The following is a 17351-nucleotide window of genomic DNA, read 5'->3' as shown; positions in this document are numbered from 1 at the left end:
GAGTAGCTCAGTTGGTAGAGCGCAACCTTGCCAAGGTTGAGGTCGAGAGTTCGAGACTCTTCTCCCGCTCCAGTTTTCAAGGTGGGCCGCAAGGCGCATCCAAGCAGTTCCTCTGGCGAGGTAGCAAAGAGGTTATGCAGCGGCCTGCAAAGCCGTTTAGACGGGTTCGATTCCCGTCCTCGCCTCCAGATGCAGCGCAGTGATTGACGCGCAGATAAAAAAGCCCACTTCGGTGGGCTTTTTTTTGCCTATGCGGCTGAACGGCGTCGGCTGCAATTAAATACAGGGCTTCAGTTTATTTGATTTCCGGGAAATGACTAACCGACAGTAATCTGTGGATCCCAATAAAAATAACCATACAGGCTTTGCGTCTGGCCATCGTCATTCAGGCTATATACGGCAATATAGACATAGAAATTTTCCGTGCCGGATTTGGATACCTGCGCCGTGAAATTAGAAAAATTGCGCGGTTGCTGTATTGCCGGCAAACCATTCGAGGAATCCGAATTCGGCATGACCGCATTTCTGCGGGTAATGGTATTGGAGACAAAGGTATTGAAGACCTTGTCGCCATTCCAGTAATTGATGCCATACACAATGACGGCCGAATCGGCGTTGTCATAGATGGAAGCGCCGGTGAACGAGACATAGTCGCCCACGTTGGCCCTGAAACTCAGGTCAGCAGAGCCTTGTCCGCTATTGATGCCGCGCGGGTCGGTGGCAATCATGTACTGGCTGGTATGCGCCAGGCCAACGGGCTTGCTCTGATCAGGGGCGGTCTGACGCGGATGCTGAGCCATAATCAGATCGGTGTCTATTACAACGAGAATGTTGATTGTAATATTGCTGGCATATAATTGCGCGTCGGTCATGATTCCTCCTCGGTTTTCCTACTCGTCTGGCTTTTCGGATACGCCCCGTTTTTTAATGTGGTAAGCAGTCTCCACCGCTGCTGTGTAGAATAATGGAGAAAATTGCATAGATACTATCCAATTGAAACAGCAGTATTATTTAAAAATATTCCATTTAAATTATTTTTATTTTGTAAATACAGCTGTTGGAAACATTATTTTCCTGCCCGCGTCTGGGTGCCGCGGTCCCGCCCATCCGGCCCGGCCGCATCTTGTATAATGTCTGCAGGCTCAGCCGTACCCCATGGTGCGCTGATGAATCTTTCCCTTTTCGCCACCCCATGTAGTCGCTGACGATTTCCCTCTCCGTTAAAGCTAGTCGTGGCTCCCCCGCGAAGCCTGCCTGCATGGCTGCGCTGTCCATTGGACGCGCATTTCCCTGTTCCGACCCTGGATGTGAATCAATGATCAACGCAAGTTTTCGGGAAGAGTGGTTCTCGAACATACAAAAAAATGTCCTGGCGGGCCTGACCACCTCGTTCGCCCTGGTGCCCGAATGCATCGCCTTTGCCCTGGTGGCACAGTTGAATCCCCTGATGGGCCTGTATGGCGCCTTCATCATATGCGCATTGACGGCCATCTTTGGCGGGCGTCCCGGCATGATTTCGGGCGCGGCCGGTTCCATGGCCGTCGTCATCGTGGCACTGGTGGCCCAGCATGGCGTGCAATATCTGCTGGCGACTGTGGTGCTGAGCGGCATCATCATGGCGCTGTTCGGCCTCTTGCGCCTGGGTAAGCTGATCCGCATGGTGCCCCATCCCGTGATGCTGGGCTTTGTGAATGGCCTGGCCATCGTCATCGCCATGTCCCAGCTCGAACACTTTCGCCAGGCCACGCCGCAGGGCGAAACCTGGCTGCAAGGCACGCCCTTGTATGTGATGGGCGCGCTGGTGCTGCTCACCATGGCCATCGTCTACGTGTTGCCGCGCCTGACAAAAGCCGTGCCGCCCGCGCTGGTGGCCATCCTGGGCGTGGGCGTGCTCAGCCATTTCCTGCATCTGCCCACGCGCACCTTGGGCGACCTCGCGCATATCGCCGGTGGCTTGCCAGCCCTGCATTGGCCCGCCGTACCGCTGGATATGGCGACCTTGCACATCATCTTCCCGTATGCGGCGCTGATGGCCATGGTGGGCTTGCTGGAAACCTTGCTCACCTTTAATCTCACCGATGAGATGACTGAAACGCGGGGCCAGCCGAACCGCGAATGCATCGCGCTCGGCGCTTCGAATGTCGTGTCGGGGCTGTTTGGCGGCATGGGCGGCTGCGCCATGATCGGGCAGACGATGATCAACCTGAGCTCGGGCGGCCGCTCGCGCCTGTCGGGCGTGATGGCCGGCGTGATGATTTTATTGTTCATCCTGTTCCTGTCGCCGCTGATCGAGCGCATCCCGCTGGCCGCGCTGGTCGGCGTGATGTTCGTCGTGGCGCAGCAGACGTTTGCCTGGGGTTCCTTGCGCGTGCTGGGCAAGGTGCCGTTGCAGGATGCGCTGGTGATCGTCGCCGTGACGGTGATCACCGTGTTCACGGACCTGGCGATGGCCGTGCTGTGCGGCATCGTGATTGCCGCCTTGAATTTTGCCTGGCAACATGCGCGCGACATGCGCGCCGACATCGATGATGGCAGCTCGGGCGTGCGCGTGTACCTGCCGCACGGCACGCTGTTCTTCGCCTCGACCACGCATTTCCTGGAACTGTTCCAGCCGGCCGGTGATCCGGTCCGCGTCATCCTCGATTGCCGGCATCTGCACATGGCCGACCACTCGGCCGTCGCGGCCATCGAAGCCTTGTACGAGCGCTACGACAAGGCGGGCAAGCACCTGCAGGTGACGCATCTGTCCGCCCGCAACCAGGCCTTGCTGCAGCGCGCGGGCGTCGATGTGAGCGTGGCGTAAAATAGGGGAAAGTCTGCTCCGCGCCATTTCTCGGGATGGGCGGAATTGTTGAATGTCTGTGGAGTGTGAATGCTGTCGTACGAACAAGAACAATTATTGCAGCAAAGCCAAACGGCTTTTGATGCCTACTATGACGCGCTGGGCGCGTCGCTGGTGAATTTTGTCGAGCGCCTGGGCATCCAGCCCGCGCACGAAGTGCTGACGAACGCGGCCGAGTACCTGCCGTACATCGATGCGGCCATGCGCACCATCGTCATCCGCGACGAGAGCTGGCAATGGGTGAAAACCATGCTCGGCTACTTTATCGGCGAATACTTCGTGCAGGGTCATGCGGGTTGCTGGTATGTGGAAACGCGGGCCGAATCGCCGCATTTCTGCCGCACCATGGTGGGCGGTTTCGAGCATGGCTTGCCGATGGATGCCGCCATCGATCCGGAGGCGCTGGCCCTGGAATTTCTGGGGCAATCCGCGCCGCGCGAACTGGCGGCACTGATCGCCACAGCGCAAGCGCGCGCGGCTTGATGGCGCGCGGCTTGCTGCAGCAGATTTAAAACTCTTCCCACTCGCCTTCGGCCGGTGCGTTCGCCTTGCTGCTGGCGCGCGTCGCGGGCAGGCGCAGGGCAGGGGCCTTGCGTGCAGGAGCGGCCGGGGCTGCCGGCGCTGCCGGCGCTGCCGGCGCGCTGCGCTGCGCCGCCTTGGCGCTGAAACGGTCGGTGGCCGTAGCGTTTGCATCGAGGCGGAACACGCTGACCACCTGCGCCAGCTCGCTCGCCTGTTCCTGCATCGCTTCGGCCGCTGCCGACGCTTCTTCCACCAGCGCCGCATTTTGCTGGGTTACCTGGTCCATTTCCGAAATGGCCTGGTTGACTTGCTCGATGCCCGCGCTTTGCTCTTCGCTGGCGTTGCTGATTTCGCTCATGATGGAGGTGACGAAGCCGATGCTTTGCACGATTTCTTCCATCGTCTTGCCGGCCTTGTCGACCAGGTCCGTGCCCACGTCGACCTTTTGCACGGAATCGTCGATCAGGCCCTTGATTTCTTTCGCTGCCGCTGCCGAGCGCTGCGCCAGGTTGCGCACCTCGGTTGCCACGACGGCGAAGCCGCGTCCCTGTTCGCCGGCGCGCGCCGCTTCCACGGCCGCGTTCAAGGCCAGGATGTTGGTCTGGAAGGCGATGCCGTCGATGACGGAGATGATGTCGACGATTTTCTTCGACGAGGTATTGATCTCGCCCATGGTGGCGACCACTTCGGCCACCACGGCGCCGCCGCGGCTGGCGATGCCGGCCGCGTCGCCGGCCAGCTTATTCGCCTGGCGCGCGTTGTCGGCATTCTGTTTCACGGTCGACGTCAGTTCTTCCATCGACGAGGCGGTTTCTTCCAGCGAACTGGCTTGCTGTTCCGTGCGCGACGACAGGTCCTGGTTGCCGGCGGCGATTTCCGCCGATGCCGTGGCGATGGTGTCGGTGCCGCTGCGCACCTGGCCCACGATACCGACGAGGCTGTCGTTCATGGTTTTCAGCGCATGCATCAGCTGGGCCGTTTCATCGCGGCCCTGTGCCGTGATGGTGCTGCTCAGGTCGCCTGCTGCCACGGTTTCCGCCACTTTCACGGCGTCGCGGATGGGGCCGGTGATCGAGCGCGTGATCCACCACGCAAAACCGATGCCCATCAGCACGGCCAGCACGCCCATGGTGATCAGGAAGATGCGCGTGCTGCTGTACGCTTCGATGATGCTGGCGCCGACGCCGTCGGCCGCCTTGATCTGCATGTTGGCGAAGCGCTTCACTTCGGCCAGATAGGCCACGGTGATGGGCGCGACTTCCTTGTCGAACACGATCTTGGCGCCTGCCATGTCGCCGTCGGCCTTCATCTTGAAGGCGCGCGCGCGCGTCGTCACGTAATCGGTGCGCACCTTGCGCACGACCTTGAATTGCTCGATCACGGCAGGGTTGAGCAAGGATGCGACGATGTCGTCCTGCAGCTTGCTGGAACGCTCCGCATCGACTTTCAAGTCGTCCTCGATCTTGGCGCGCACGACAGGATCGGTGATTTCGAACGAGGCGACGCCGCGCACGCTGTTGAGTTCAATGATCTTCGACCATTCGGCCACCATGCGCTGGTTCTTGATGCTGGTATTGATCAGGCGGTAAGTCAGGTCGCTGGCCGTTTGCATGCGCACGAGGGCGGTGATGGTCAAGGCGGCAAGCAACAGCAATACGACAGCAAAGCCGACGCCAAGGCGGCTGCCGATGTTCAGGTTTTTCATGTAATTCCTAACAGTTTAATAGTCATGATCGCCGCCGCCAGCAGGGGCGGACAGGCGCCGCGAGGCGCAGGGGATCGGGGTCTTCGGGTGCCGCGTGATGGCTGTGCGGCGCGCCGCGCTGAGCGTGGCGTTGGAGGTGAAACAGGGGGCATGCCGGTCAGGCTGACCGTTGCCCAGCAAGGCGTAAGTATAGCATTGACGCAGAGAAATAGTTTCTTACGGCAATTTTAATTATTTTTTGATATTGATTTCCTGTTGTGTTTTTACATCAAGTACCTAGTCCATAAGTACTATCACTTACAGAAACGCTTACTTTATGCATGTTTGCCTGATAAAATACTAATGATAATCATTCGTATTAAAACATCGACCAGGGAATTGTATGCAGCAACGTCGCAAGCCAGGATGTAAACCGATCACCATCGCCGTACTGGGCGCCTTGACCTTGGGCGCCACGCCATTGGCGGCCTGGGCGCAGGAAAGCTTGCCCGCCGTCACTGTGACGGCATCGAAGGACAAGGATGGCTATGTCGCCGCCACCTCCGCCAGCGGCACCAAGACGGAAATGGCCCTGCGCGACGTGCCGCAAACGATCAACGTGGTGCCGGCCGCCGTCATCCGCGACCAGAACGCCATGTCGATCCAGGACATCATGAAGAACATCCCCGGCGTGGGCCTGTCCACGGGCGACGGCCAGCGCGACCAGGTATTCATCCGCGGCTTCACGGCCATCGGCGACCAGTTCGTCGACGGCTTCCGCGATGACGCGCTGTATTTCCGCGACCTGTCGAACGTCGAGCGCCTGGAAGTGATCAAGGGACCGGCCGCCGTGCTGTACGGCCGCGGTTCCTCGGGCGGCCTGGTGAACCGCATCACCAAGAAGCCCGGCATCGATATCACGGACGTGGCCCTGAGCCTGACCAATACGGCAGGGCGCCGCGGCGAAGTCGACGTGGGCCGTGTCGGCGAGACGGTGGACTGGCGCTTCACGGGCGCGCGCGAATTGTCGGACAGCTACCGCGACCAGCAATTCATCAACCGCACGGCGCTGGCGCCATCCGTGGCCATCCGCCTCTCAAACGCGACGAAACTGCTGCTGCAGGGCGACTACCTGGAAGACCGCCGCCTGACGGACTTCGGCATCCCGTCCTACCAGGGCCGCCCCGTCGCCGTCGATGCGGGCACTTATTATGGCGCCGCGAATGCCCGCGATGCGGACTTCAGCCAGTCGCGCGTGGTCTCCACGGCCGCCACCCTGACGCACAAGTTCAGCGATACCTTGTCGCTGCGCAATGCCTTCCGCTATTACGATTACCACCTGGACCGCAACAACACGAATATTTCCGGCAACGTCAACGAAGTCAAGGGCACGATGAGCCTCGGTCATGCCAAGCTCAACCGCGACGAGAGCGGCTGGTTCAACCAGACGGAACTGACGCAAAAGCTGGTCACGGGCGGCCTGCGCCACGAAGTGCTGTACGGCGCCGAGTTCGGCAAGCAAAACAAGGATGCGTCGAGCTGGGCCTCGACCGTGGTGGCGACGAATGTGTCGATCTTCCATCCCGTCCTGCCTGTGGTCAACCGCAGCAAGCTGGGCGCGCGCGGCGATACCTTCGGCACCTACGACACGGCCGCCGCCTACGTGCAGGACGCCATCAGCTTCAGCGACGAGTGGAAGGCGCTGGCCGGCCTGCGCTATGACCGCTACAAGCAGCAGTCGCGCCTGGCCAATGCGCTTGGCGTAACGACGGCCAACCTGTCGCGCACGGATTCGGCCTACAGCCCCCGCGCCGGCCTCGTCTGGCAACCGGGCGCGACGCAATCGTACTACGCGTCGTGGAGCCGCTCGTTCCAGCCCAGCGGCGAGAACTTCGCCCTGGCCGCCAACAATGCCGACCTGGCGCCGGAAACCACGCGCAACACGGAAGTGGGCGCCAAGTACGACCTGTGGGGCGGCCGCGCCAACGCCACCGTGTCGCTGTTCCGCCTGGAGCGCGACAACATCAAGACCAGCGACCCGATCACGAACCGCATCGTGCCCGTCGGCACGCAGCGCACGGACGGCCTGGAGCTGACCTTTAACGCGGACTTGCATGACGGCTGGAAAATGATGGCCGGCTATGCTTACCTGGACGCCACCATCACCGATTCCATCGCCGTCGACCGCAGCGTGAATGCGCCGGGCACGACGACGGCCAGTTCGGTGGCCATCAAGGGCAAGCGCGCCACCCTGACGGCGCGCAACATGGCCAACCTGTGGCTGACGAAAGACCTGGGCCACGGCTTCACGGTGGGCGGCGGCGCGAATGCCGTCGGCAGCCGCTTCGCCAATCCGGGCAACACGGTCGTGCTGCCGGGCTACGTGACGGCCGACGCCATGGCTGCCTACCGCACGGGCCGCTATGAAGTGCAGCTGAACATCAACAATATCGGCGACACGCGCTACATCGTGTCAGGCCATGGTTCCAGCCCGAACCTGAGCTTGCCGGGCGCGCCGCGCAACGTGGCGTTGACCTTGCGCTACAGCCTGTAAATTCGCTGGCAAGTTCGCTCCCATCCATAAAAAACCCGCTCGCGTGAGCGGGTTTTTTTCATGGCGGGCGCAGCATGTGCAGGATGGTATTGTTTAGAGGAACTATTCGGTACCGATAAAATAATGTTGACTATGTGCAATTTTTTCCGGCGGACTGAGCCTTGATTGCCTTTGAGGGGTAAAATACGCCTCATACGGCACAGGCATGGTGCTTATATCTTATGGATATGACACTGTCATGACGCCGTATGACTTTTTATTTACTCACATCATAGAGGTCTGATATGGTTCAGATATCCAGGCGCCAGTTCCTTCGGGTCACTGGCGCCACGATTGCTGGCTCCAGCCTCGCCTTGCTCGGTTTCGCGCCGGGGCAGGCGTTGGCAGAGGTACGGCAATACAAGCTGGCTCGCACGACCGAGACCCGCAATACCTGTCCTTACTGTTCCGTTGGCTGCGGCGTTCTGCTGTATGGCCTGGGCGATGGCGCGAAAAATGCCGTCTCCAGCATCATCCACGTGGAAGGCGATGCCGATCACCCGGTGAACCGCGGCACGCTGTGCCCGAAAGGCGCCAGCCTGGTCGACTTCATCCACAGCCCGAACCGCCTGAAAGTGCCCGAATACCGCGCACCGGGCGGCACGGAATGGCAACCGATCTCCTGGGATGTGGCGCTCGACAAGATCGCGCGCCTGATGAAGGATGACCGCGACGCCAACCTGATCGAAAAGAATGCCGACGGCAAGACCGTCAACCGCTGGCTCTCCACCGGCATGCTTGCCGCGTCCGCCGGCAGCAACGAGGTCGGGTATCTGACCCACAAGACAGTGCGCAGCATGGGGATGCTAACCTTTGATAATCAGGCGCGTGTATGACACGGACCGACGGTGGCAGGTCTTGCCCCGACGTTTGGCCGTGGCGCGATGACGAATCATTGGGTCGATATCAAGAATGCCGACGTGATCCTGGTCATGGGCGGCAATGCAGCAGAAGCACATCCTTGCGGATTCAAATGGGTCACGGAAGCGAAGGCGCATAACAAGGCCAAGCTGATCGTTGTCGATCCGCGTTTTACCCGTACCGCATCCGTGGCAGATTACTACTGCGCCACGCGTACCGGCACGGACATCGTCTTCCTCGGCGCGATCATCAATTATCTGCTGACGAACGACAAGATCCAGCATGAGTACGTGCGCAACTACACGGACATGCCTTTCATCGTGCGCGAAGACTATGCGTTCGAGGACGGCCTGTTCTCGGGTTTCGACAAGGAAAAAGGCAAGTACACCGACAAGGCCACCTGGGATTACGAGATCGGCGACGACGGCTACGCCAAGGTCGACCCGACCCTGGAACACCCGCGCTGCGTCTACCAGATGATGAAGAAGCACTACGCGCGTTACACGACCGAGATGGTCGAGCGTACGTGCGGCGTGTCGGCCGACAAGTTCCACAAGGTGGCGGAAGCTTTGGCTTCGACCGCCGTGCCTGGGCGCGCCGGTACCATCCTGTACGCGCTGGGCTGGACGCACCACTCGACGGGCGCGCAAACCATCCGCACGGGCGCCATGGTGCAGTTGCTGCTGGGTAACATGGGTATCGCGGGCGGCGGCATGAACGCCTTGCGCGGCCACTCGAACATCCAGGGCTTGACCGACCTGGGCCTGATGTCGAACCTGTTGCCAGGCTACATGACCTTGCCGAACGAGGGCGAGCAGGATTTCGACGCCTACATCGCCGCGCGCGCCACCAAGCCGCTGCGGCCGAACCAGCTCAGCTATTGGAGCAATTACCGCAAATTCCACGTCAGCTTCATGAAGACGTGGTGGGGCGACTTCGCCACGGCGGACAATAACTACGCCTTCGACTACCTGCCGAAGCTGGACAAGCCGTATGACTTGATGCAAGCCATCGAGAACATGCACCAAGGCAAGATGACGGGCTATATCTGCCAGGGCTTCAATGTGCTGGCGTCCGCGCCGAACAAGCAGAAGGTCACGGAAGCGCTGGCCAAGCTGAAGTTCCTCGTCATCATGGACCCGCTGGCCGTGGAAACGGGCGAATTCTGGAAGGCGCACGGGCAATACCACGAAGTCGATCCCACCAAGATCATGACGGAAGTGTTCCGCTTGCCGACGAGCTGCTTCGCCGAAGAACGCGGTTCGCTGGTCAGTTCCTCGCGCGTGCTGCAGTGGCACTGGCAGGCGGCCGAACCGCCGGGCCAGGCGCGCAGCGACCTGGAGATCATGTCGGGCCTGTTCTTGCGCATGCGTAGCATGTACAAGAAAGAGGGCGGCAAGTTCCCCGATCCTATCGTCAACCTGACGTGGAATTATGCGCAGCCGCATAACCCGCAGCCGGAAGAAATTGCCCGCGAATTCAACGGCAAGGCGCTGGCCGACTTGTACGATCCGAAAGATCCGACCAAGCTGCTGGTGAAAAAGGGCGAGCAGCTGGCCTCGTTTGCGCAATTGCGCGACGATGGCACGACCACCAGCGGTTGCTGGATCTTCGCCGGCAGCTGGACGCAGGCGGGCAACCAGATGGGACGGCGCGACAACAGCGACCCGACCGGCATCGGCCAGACTCTGGGCTGGGCCTGGGCGTGGCCGGCGAACCGCCGCGTGCTGTACAACCGCGCCTCGTGCGACTTGAAGGGCAAGGCCTTCGATCCGACCCGCAAGTTGATCGAATGGAATGGCACGAACTGGAGCGGGGCCGACATTCCCGACTTCAAGGCCGATGAACCGCCGGAAAACGGCATGGGGCCGTTCATCATGCTGGGCGAGGGCGTGGCGCGCTTTTTTGCGCGCGGCGCCATGGCCGAAGGGCCGTTCCCCGAGCATTACGAGCCGTTCGAAAATCCGCTGGGCTACAACCCCATGCATCCGAAAAACCCGCAGGCGACCAGCAATCCGGCCGCGCGCGTGTTCGCCGATGACCGGAAAATGTTCGGCACGCATGAGGAATATCCGCATGTGGCGACCAGCTACCGTTTGACCGAGCATTTCCATTACTGGACCAAGCATGCGCGCCTGAACGCCATCATCCAGCCGCAGCAATTCGTCGAAATCGGCGAAGAGCTGGCCAAGAGCATCGGCGTGGTGGCTGGCGGCGAAGTGCGCGTCAGTTCCAAGCGCGGCCACATCATCGCCAAGGCCGTCGTCACCAAGCGCATCAAGGCCTTGATGATCGAAGGCAAGCCGGTGCATACCGTGGGCCTGCCGCTGCACTGGGGCTTTACGGGCGTGGCCAAGCCGGGGTATCTGATCAACACCCTGACGCCGGGCGTGGGGGATGCGAATTCGCAAACGCCGGAATTCAAGTCCTTCCTCGTGAAGGTGGAAAAAGCATGATGGGAGCTCAATAATGGCACTGCAATCCTTAGATATCCGGCGCCTGTCGGCGACCACGGTAACGCCGCCGGAGGCGCGCAGCCCGGTGACGGGCACCGTGGCCAAGCTGATCGATGTGTCGAAATGCATCGGCTGCAAGGCTTGCCAGACGGCGTGCATGGAATGGAACGACTTGCGTGACGAAGTCGGCGAAAACCATGGCACCTATGACAATCCGACGGACCTGACGCCGCAATCGTGGACGGTGATGCGTTTTGCCGAACACGAAAACAACGACGGCAACCTCGAGTGGCTGATCCGCAAGGATGGCTGCATGCACTGCGAGGACCCGGGCTGTTTGAAAGCCTGTCCGGCGCCGGGCGCCATCGTGCAATACACGAACGGCATCGTGGATTTCCACCAGGAAAACTGCATCGGCTGCGGCTACTGCGTGGCCGGCTGTCCTTTCGACGTGCCCCGCATTTCGAAAAAGGACGACCGCGCCTACAAGTGCACCTTGTGCTCGGACCGCGTCGCCGTGGGCCAGGAACCGGCCTGCGTGAAGACGTGCCCGACGGGCGCCATCGTTTTCGGCACCAAGGAAGACATGAAGGTGCATGCGGAAGAGCGCATCGTCGACCTGAAGTCGCGCGGTTTCGAGAATGCGGGCCTGTACGATCCGCTGGGCGTGGGCGGCACGCACGTGATGTACGTGCTGCACCATGCCGACAAGCCGAAGCTGTATTCGAACTTGCCGGAACGCCCGCGCATCAGCCCGATGGTGGGCTTCTGGAAGGGCTGGTCCAAGCCGCTGGCGGTGGCCGGCATGGCTGCCACGGCACTGGCAGGCTTCTTCCATTACACGCGTGTCGGCCCGAACGAAGTGAGCAAGGACGAAGAGCACGAGGCGCTGGAAGAGGCCAAGCGCATCCGGGAGGAACAGCATGAAGCATAGTGACCTTCACGATGGCAAGCTGCGCGACAAGGATGGCAATCCCTTGATCGAACGCTACAACCCGAACGAGCGCACGAATCACTGGGTGACGGCCATCACCTTCGTCATGCTGGCCCTGTCCGGCCTGGCCATGTTCCATCCCTCGATGGCGTGGCTGGCGAACCTGTTCGGCGGCGGGCAATGGACGCGCATTTTGCATCCGTTTGCCGGCCTGGTGATGTTCGTCTCGTTCGCCATCCTCGTGGTGCGCTTCTGGCACCACAACAAGTTCGAGGACGGCGACAAGCAGTGGCTGAAACAGATGGGCGACGTGCTCAACAACCGCGAAGACAAGCTTCCGAAGATCGGCAAATACAATGCCGGCCAGAAGATCCTGTTCTTCGTGCTGCTGTTCTGCATGGTGGGCTTGCTGTTGTCGGGCATCGTGATCTGGCGCGCGTACTTCGCGTTCTATTTCCCGATCGACGTCGTGCGCTTTGCCGCCTTGCTGCATGCCGGTTGCGCATTCGGCATCATCTGCGCCATCATCGTGCACATCTACGCGGCGATCTGGGTCAAGGGCTCGGTCGGCGCCATGGTGCGCGGCACCGTCACCTACGGCTGGGCGCGCAAGCACCATCCGAAGTGGTTTGAATCGGTAATCCGTAATACGAGAAAGTAGGCAGCAGGGTAGGTCGGCTTAGCTTCGCGTAAGCCGACATGCTCCGCCGCCGGCGTTTTCGTATGCCAGGGCCAGTCCCCCAGGACTGGCCCCTTTCTTTTTATCGATTAAAATACTTTTACAGCACAGCCAACTCCGCTGGCCGTGTTGTGCTTTTTTTGATGGGAAAACTCCATTGGTACAACGTATTCTTCAGCCAGGCGAAATCGAAGGCCTGGACCACAACGCGATTCCGCGCCTGCTGCTGCCGCAGCCAGTCAGCCTGTTTACGGCGCGTGCACAGCGCTTGCGCGAACTGGCGCAGGGCAATATCAAGGGCATCCCCGTCGACGCGGGCATGCAGGGCTACCTGGTGCTGATGGCCGCGCTGGCCGATGCGCAGGCCGCCGTGGTGGGAAAACTGGCGCCCGGCGCCGTGCCTGCCGCCGATCCCGACGCGCTGCGCCGCGCCATCGCCCACCGTATGCCGGTGCTGCCCGTCAGCGGCGCCCGTCCGCCCGTCTGGCGCGACATCTTTGCCAGCCTGCTCGACGAACTGGCCGCCACGGCGGCACGCCAGCCGGCCCTGTCCGGCGGCCTGACGCAGGTGCTGGCCCAGCTGCGCGCGCTCGACGCGACAGCGCTGGACGCCTGCGCCGATGCCGTGCTCGATGAAAACGGCGACAACCTCAATCCCATGCACGCGCCGTTCGTCGCGGCCGCCCTGCAAATCCTGTGGTCGGTATCGGCCAGCGAATTGCGCGCCGCGCGCGTGCCGGACCTGGAAACGGGCACCCTGTGCCCCGTCTGCGGTTCGCACCCGGTCGCCAGCGTGATCCGCATCGGCGGCCAGTCGCAGGGCTACCGCTACCTGCATTGCGGCATCTGCGAAAGCGAATGGCATATGGTGCGCGTGAAATGCTCGACCTGCGAACAGAACGGCAAGATCGCCTACCAGGGCCTCGATGCGGCCGATGCCGCCCCGTTCGACCCCGTGACGGCGAAGGACGACAAATTGCCGAACAAGGCGAATGACCCGAAAAAGGTGGCGCGCGCGGAAACCTGCGACGATTGCCATACCTATCGAAAAGTCTTCAACCAGGAACACGATTACAACGTCGAACCCCTGGCCGACGACTTGGCCAGCCTGATGCTCGACCTGCTGGTGGGCGAAGCGGGCTACCAGCGCGCCAGCGGCAATCCGCTGCTGTGGCTGGGGAAGAGCGAAAGCGGCGAGGGCCAGCCAGCATGACGACGGGGCAGACCGTGCGCCTGCCATCGGTAGACCGCATCCTGGGCGACGCGGCTTGCCTGGCCCTGATTGTGCACTACGGCCGCGTGCAGACCCTGGCCTGCGCGCGCGCCGTGCTGGCCGAACTGCGCACTGCCATGCTGGCCGGTGCGGGTTTTGGTAACTTCGGCGAAGAGGGCGCGTCGATCGCCGCCATCGTCGCGCAGGTGGACGAACGGCTGCAATCGCAAGCGCACCCGCGGCTGCGCCCCGTGTTCAACCTGACGGGCACCGTGCTGCACACGAACCTGGGCCGCGCCTTGCTGCCCGACGCCGCCGTGCAAGCCGTGGTGGAAGCGCTGCAGTGGCCGATGAACCTGGAATTTGACCTGGAAACGGGCAAGCGCGGCGACCGCGATGACCTGGTCGAGGAACTGCTGCGCGAACTGACGGGGGCCGAAGCGGCCACCATCGTCAACAACAACGCGGCCGCCGTGCTGCTGATGCTCAACACCCTGGCGCAGAATAAAGAGGTCGTCGTCTCGCGCGGCGAGCTGGTGGAAATCGGCGGCGCCTTCCGCATTCCCGACGTGATGACGCGCGCGGGCGCCGTGCTGCGCGAAGTGGGCAGCACCAACCGCACGCACCTGGCCGATTATGCTGACGCGATCAACGCGCAGACAAGCCTGCTGATGAAGGTCCATTGCAGCAATTACGCGATCACCGGTTTCACGAAAAGCGTGGAGCTCGACGAACTGGTGCCGCTGGCGGCGCAACACGCGATTCCCACGGCCGTGGACCTGGGCAGCGGTACCCTGGTCGACCTGGCGCAATACGGGCTGCCGCATGAAACGACGGTGCGCGAGACGATAGCGGCGGGCGCCGACCTGGTGACCTTCAGCGGCGATAAATTGCTGGGTGGCCCGCAATGCGGCGTCATCGTCGGGCGTGCCGATTTGATCGCGAAGATCAAGCGCAATCCCCTGAAACGCGCGCTGCGCGTGGGCAAACTCACCCTGGCGGCCCTGGCCCCCGTGCTGCAGCTGTACCGCGCACCGGACTTGCTGGCCGAACGCCTGACCACCTTGCGCCTGCTGACGCGTCCCGCTTGCGCCATGCGCGCGCAGGCGCAAACCCTGCTGCCGCTGCTGCAAAGCGTACTCGGTGCCGCCTATGTGGTCAGCGCCGAAACCGTGACCAGCCAGATCGGCAGCGGCGCCTTGCCCGTCGACCAGCTGCCCAGCTTTGGCCTGGCCGTCCGCAGCGCCCCCGGTTCGCGCCTGAGCAATCCATTGGGAACGCTGGAACAGCGCCTGCGCGCCATGCCGCGCCCCGTGATCGGGCGCATCGGGCAAGACACGTTGTGGCTCGATTTGCGCTGCCTGGAAGCGGCGCACGAGACGGCTTTCATCGCGCAGCTCGCCGAGTTGTCCGCATGATCGTCGGCACCGCAGGCCATATCGACCATGGCAAGACGACACTCACGCGCGCATTGACCGGTGTGCACACGGACCGCCTCAAGGAAGAGCAGGCGCGCGGCATCTCGATTGAACTCGGTTACGCCTATCTGCCGCTGGCCGACGGCACGGTGCTGGGCGTGATCGACGTGCCAGGCCACGAAAAATTCATCCGCACCATGGCGTCCGGCGTGACGGGCATCGACTTCGCCCTGCTCGTGGTGGCGGCCGACGACGGCGTCATGCCGCAGACGCACGAGCACCTGGCCATCCTGCAATTGCTGGGCGTGACGCGCGGCGCCGTGGCATTGACCAAGATCGACCGCGCAGACAGCGCCCGCGTGGCGCAGGTGGAAGCGGACATCGAGGCGCTGCTGGCCGGCACGCCGCTGGCGGGCAGCCCGGTCTTCCCCACCGCCGCCCATCGCGACAACGATGTGGGCGTGGCCGCCTTGCTGGCGCACCTGACGCAGGTGGCGTGCAGCTTGCCGCAACGCGACGAGCGGCGTCTGTTCCGCCTGGGCGTGGACCGCGTGTTCACCTTGTCGGGGCAGGGCACCATCGTCACCGGCACGGCGCTGGCGGGATGCGCACAGGTGGGCGACATGCTGCAGCTGGCGCCCGGCGGCGCGCCTGCGCGCGTGCGCAGCATCCATGCGCAGAACCGCGCGGCCGAGATGGGCATGGCGGGGCAGCGTCTGGCGCTGAACCTGGCCGGCATCGACCGCGAACGCATCGAACGGGGCAACTGGATCGTCGCGCCCGAGCTGGCGCAGTGTTCCGAGCGCCTGGACGTGGAACTGACCCTGCTGCCCGACGCCGGCGTGCAGCTGAAAGCCTGGTCGCCGCTGCACGTGCACCTGGGTGCGGCGCACCAGCTGGCGCGCGCCGTCATGCTCGATGGCGAAACCCTGTCGCCGGGACAGACGGGCAGGGTGCAACTGGTGTTCGAGGCTCCCATGCACGGCGTGCCGGGTGACCGCTTCGTCGTGCGCAATGCGCAAGCGACGCAGACGGTGGGCGGCGGCATGGTGCTCGATCCGTTCGGCCCGGCGCGCAAGCGCCGCAGCCCGGCCAGGCTGGCGTGGCTCGATGCGCTGGCGGCGTTTGTCGCGCACGGCGACTATGCGGCGCTGCTGGCGCAAAGCCCGCTGGGGCTGCGCGAGTCGCTGCTGGTGCGCCTGTCCCTGCTGCCGGCGCATGCCCTGGCGCTGCCGCCCGACACGCGGCGCATCGCCCTGCGCGGCGGCGATGCACTGCTGGTGGCGCCGCCCGCGTTGCTGGCGCTGCAAGAGCGGGTGCTCACCGCACTGGCGGCCTTCCACGCGCGCGCGCCCGACGAGGCAGGGCCGGAACTGTGGCGGCTGAAGCGCATCGTCGACGCGGAGATGGAAGACGCCTTGTGGAGCCATCTGGTCGAAGGCTTGCTGGCGCAGGGCGGCATCCTGGCGCGCGGCGCCAGCCTGCACTTGCCGACGCACAGCGTGGAACTGACGCCGCAGGAGCAGGCCATGGCCGAGCCCTTGCTGGCCGCGCTGGAGCAGGGGCGTGCCGATCCGCCGTGGACGCGCGACCTGGCGCGCGGTTTCGGCCTGGCCGAGGACGAAACGCGCCGGCTGTTGCGCAAGCTTGCCAAGGCAGGGCAGATCAGCCAGGTGGTGCATGACCTGTTCTATCACCAGGCGGCGCTGGCCGGGCTGGCGCAACTGGTGCGGGAACTGGCGCGCAAGGCGGAAGAGGATGCCGGCATACCGGCAGGCAATGGCGCTGTGGGCGCGGCCACTTTCCGCGACGCCAGCGGCTTGGGCCGCAAGCGGGCGATCCAGGTCTTGGAATTCTTCGACCGCGTCGGTTATACTCGCCGTGTTGGCAATGGGCATCTATTGCGCCCGCAGGCGTTGTGGTCCTACACCGCAGCCCCAACAGCTAGCTCAGGCACCGCGGAAAGCACACTCATCCGGTGATGTGGCCGGGCTTCAAACCCGGTGGAGGGCGTCAGACGTTCTCCCGTAGGTTCGACTCCTACTGTTTTCCGCCACTTGTTTTTCTCGCCATCCTCCCCTCGCATGATGATCCCGGCGTTGGCCCTGAGCCACGTTACGGAAAAATAATGGTTTAACTGACAACCTTT

At 62.7% G+C, this 17351-nt stretch carries 11 protein-coding genes and 2 tRNA genes; 11 read left to right on the top strand and 2 right to left on the bottom strand.

Annotation, left to right across the window (positions count from 1 at the left end):
- Positions 1-114 precede the first annotated feature (114 nt).
- Positions 115-188: transfer RNA gene (locus AC1Q6X_RS00165), tRNA-Cys, on the top strand.
- A gap of 129 nt (positions 189-317) precedes the next feature.
- Here AC1Q6X_RS00165 and AC1Q6X_RS00160 read toward each other — a convergent pair.
- Entirely contained in the window at positions 318-872 is a 555-nt protein-coding gene (locus AC1Q6X_RS00160) for an inclusion body family protein (RefSeq protein ID WP_070222332.1), read from the bottom strand.
- A 443-nt stretch (positions 873-1315) separates the two neighbouring features.
- On the opposite strand from AC1Q6X_RS00160, the gene AC1Q6X_RS00155 reads away from it, so the two are divergent.
- Together AC1Q6X_RS00155 and AC1Q6X_RS00150 are read left to right on the top strand one after the other, a co-directional pair.
- Positions 1316-2803, top strand: coding sequence for a SulP family inorganic anion transporter (locus AC1Q6X_RS00155; protein ID WP_492494402.1), 1488 nt, complete (start codon positions 1316-1318; stop codon positions 2801-2803).
- 69 nt (positions 2804-2872) lie between these two features.
- Positions 2873-3325 carry a hypothetical protein gene (locus AC1Q6X_RS00150; RefSeq protein WP_070222327.1) on the top strand — a complete coding sequence of 151 codons (453 nt, stop codon included), beginning with the start codon at positions 2873-2875 and terminating at the stop codon, positions 3323-3325.
- Positions 3326-3350: 25 nt separating this feature from the next.
- Here the strand turns inward: AC1Q6X_RS00150 and AC1Q6X_RS00145 are convergent, their stop codons facing one another.
- On the bottom strand, positions 3351-5069 hold the full coding sequence (locus AC1Q6X_RS00145; RefSeq protein ID WP_230505299.1) for a methyl-accepting chemotaxis protein: 1719 nt from the start codon (positions 5067-5069) through the stop codon (positions 3351-3353).
- Between the two features lie 382 nt (positions 5070-5451).
- Between AC1Q6X_RS00145 and AC1Q6X_RS00140 the strand changes: the two genes are divergently transcribed.
- The 8 genes from AC1Q6X_RS00140 to AC1Q6X_RS00105 all read left to right on the top strand — a co-directional run bounded on the left by AC1Q6X_RS00140 (position 5452) and on the right by AC1Q6X_RS00105 (position 17258).
- Positions 5452-7602: a TonB-dependent receptor gene (locus tag AC1Q6X_RS00140; RefSeq protein WP_230505301.1), complete on the top strand. Its 2151-nt coding sequence runs from the start codon at positions 5452-5454 to the stop codon at positions 7600-7602.
- A 284-nt stretch (positions 7603-7886) separates the two neighbouring features.
- On the top strand, positions 7887-10958 hold the full coding sequence (gene fdnG / locus AC1Q6X_RS00135) for a formate dehydrogenase-N subunit alpha (RefSeq protein ID WP_230505303.1): 3072 nt from the start codon (positions 7887-7889) through the stop codon (positions 10956-10958).
- A 13-nt stretch (positions 10959-10971) separates the two neighbouring features.
- Entirely contained in the window at positions 10972-11892 is a 921-nt protein-coding gene (fdxH, locus tag AC1Q6X_RS00130) for a formate dehydrogenase subunit beta (RefSeq protein ID WP_070222317.1), read from the top strand.
- Entirely contained in the window at positions 11882-12553 is a 672-nt protein-coding gene (locus AC1Q6X_RS00125) for a formate dehydrogenase subunit gamma (protein ID WP_492494398.1), read from the top strand. The genes fdxH and AC1Q6X_RS00125 overlap by 11 nt, the downstream gene beginning before the upstream one ends.
- A 175-nt stretch (positions 12554-12728) precedes the next feature.
- Complete coding sequence (fdhE, locus tag AC1Q6X_RS00120; protein WP_099411210.1) at positions 12729-13784, top strand: formate dehydrogenase accessory protein FdhE; 1056 nt, start codon at positions 12729-12731, stop codon at positions 13782-13784.
- Positions 13781-15202, top strand: a complete 1422-nt coding sequence (selA, locus tag AC1Q6X_RS00115) for an L-seryl-tRNA(Sec) selenium transferase (protein WP_492494396.1) — start codon at positions 13781-13783, stop codon at positions 15200-15202. The genes fdhE and selA overlap by 4 nt, the downstream gene beginning before the upstream one ends.
- A complete protein-coding gene (selB, locus tag AC1Q6X_RS00110) occupies positions 15199-17184 on the top strand; it encodes a selenocysteine-specific translation elongation factor (RefSeq protein ID WP_492494394.1) in 1986 nt (661 codons plus the stop codon). Before selA ends, selB begins: the two co-directional genes overlap by 4 nt.
- Positions 17163-17258: transfer RNA gene (locus AC1Q6X_RS00105), tRNA-Sec, on the top strand. Before selB ends, AC1Q6X_RS00105 begins: the two co-directional genes overlap by 22 nt.
- The last annotated feature ends 93 nt before the right edge of the window (positions 17259-17351 follow it).

It is taken from the genome of Janthinobacterium sp. GW823-FHT06H09 (assembly GCF_058794735.1).
Note: the sequence above shows the minus strand (reverse complement) of the source record. Positions and strands in the feature narration are given on the sequence as shown.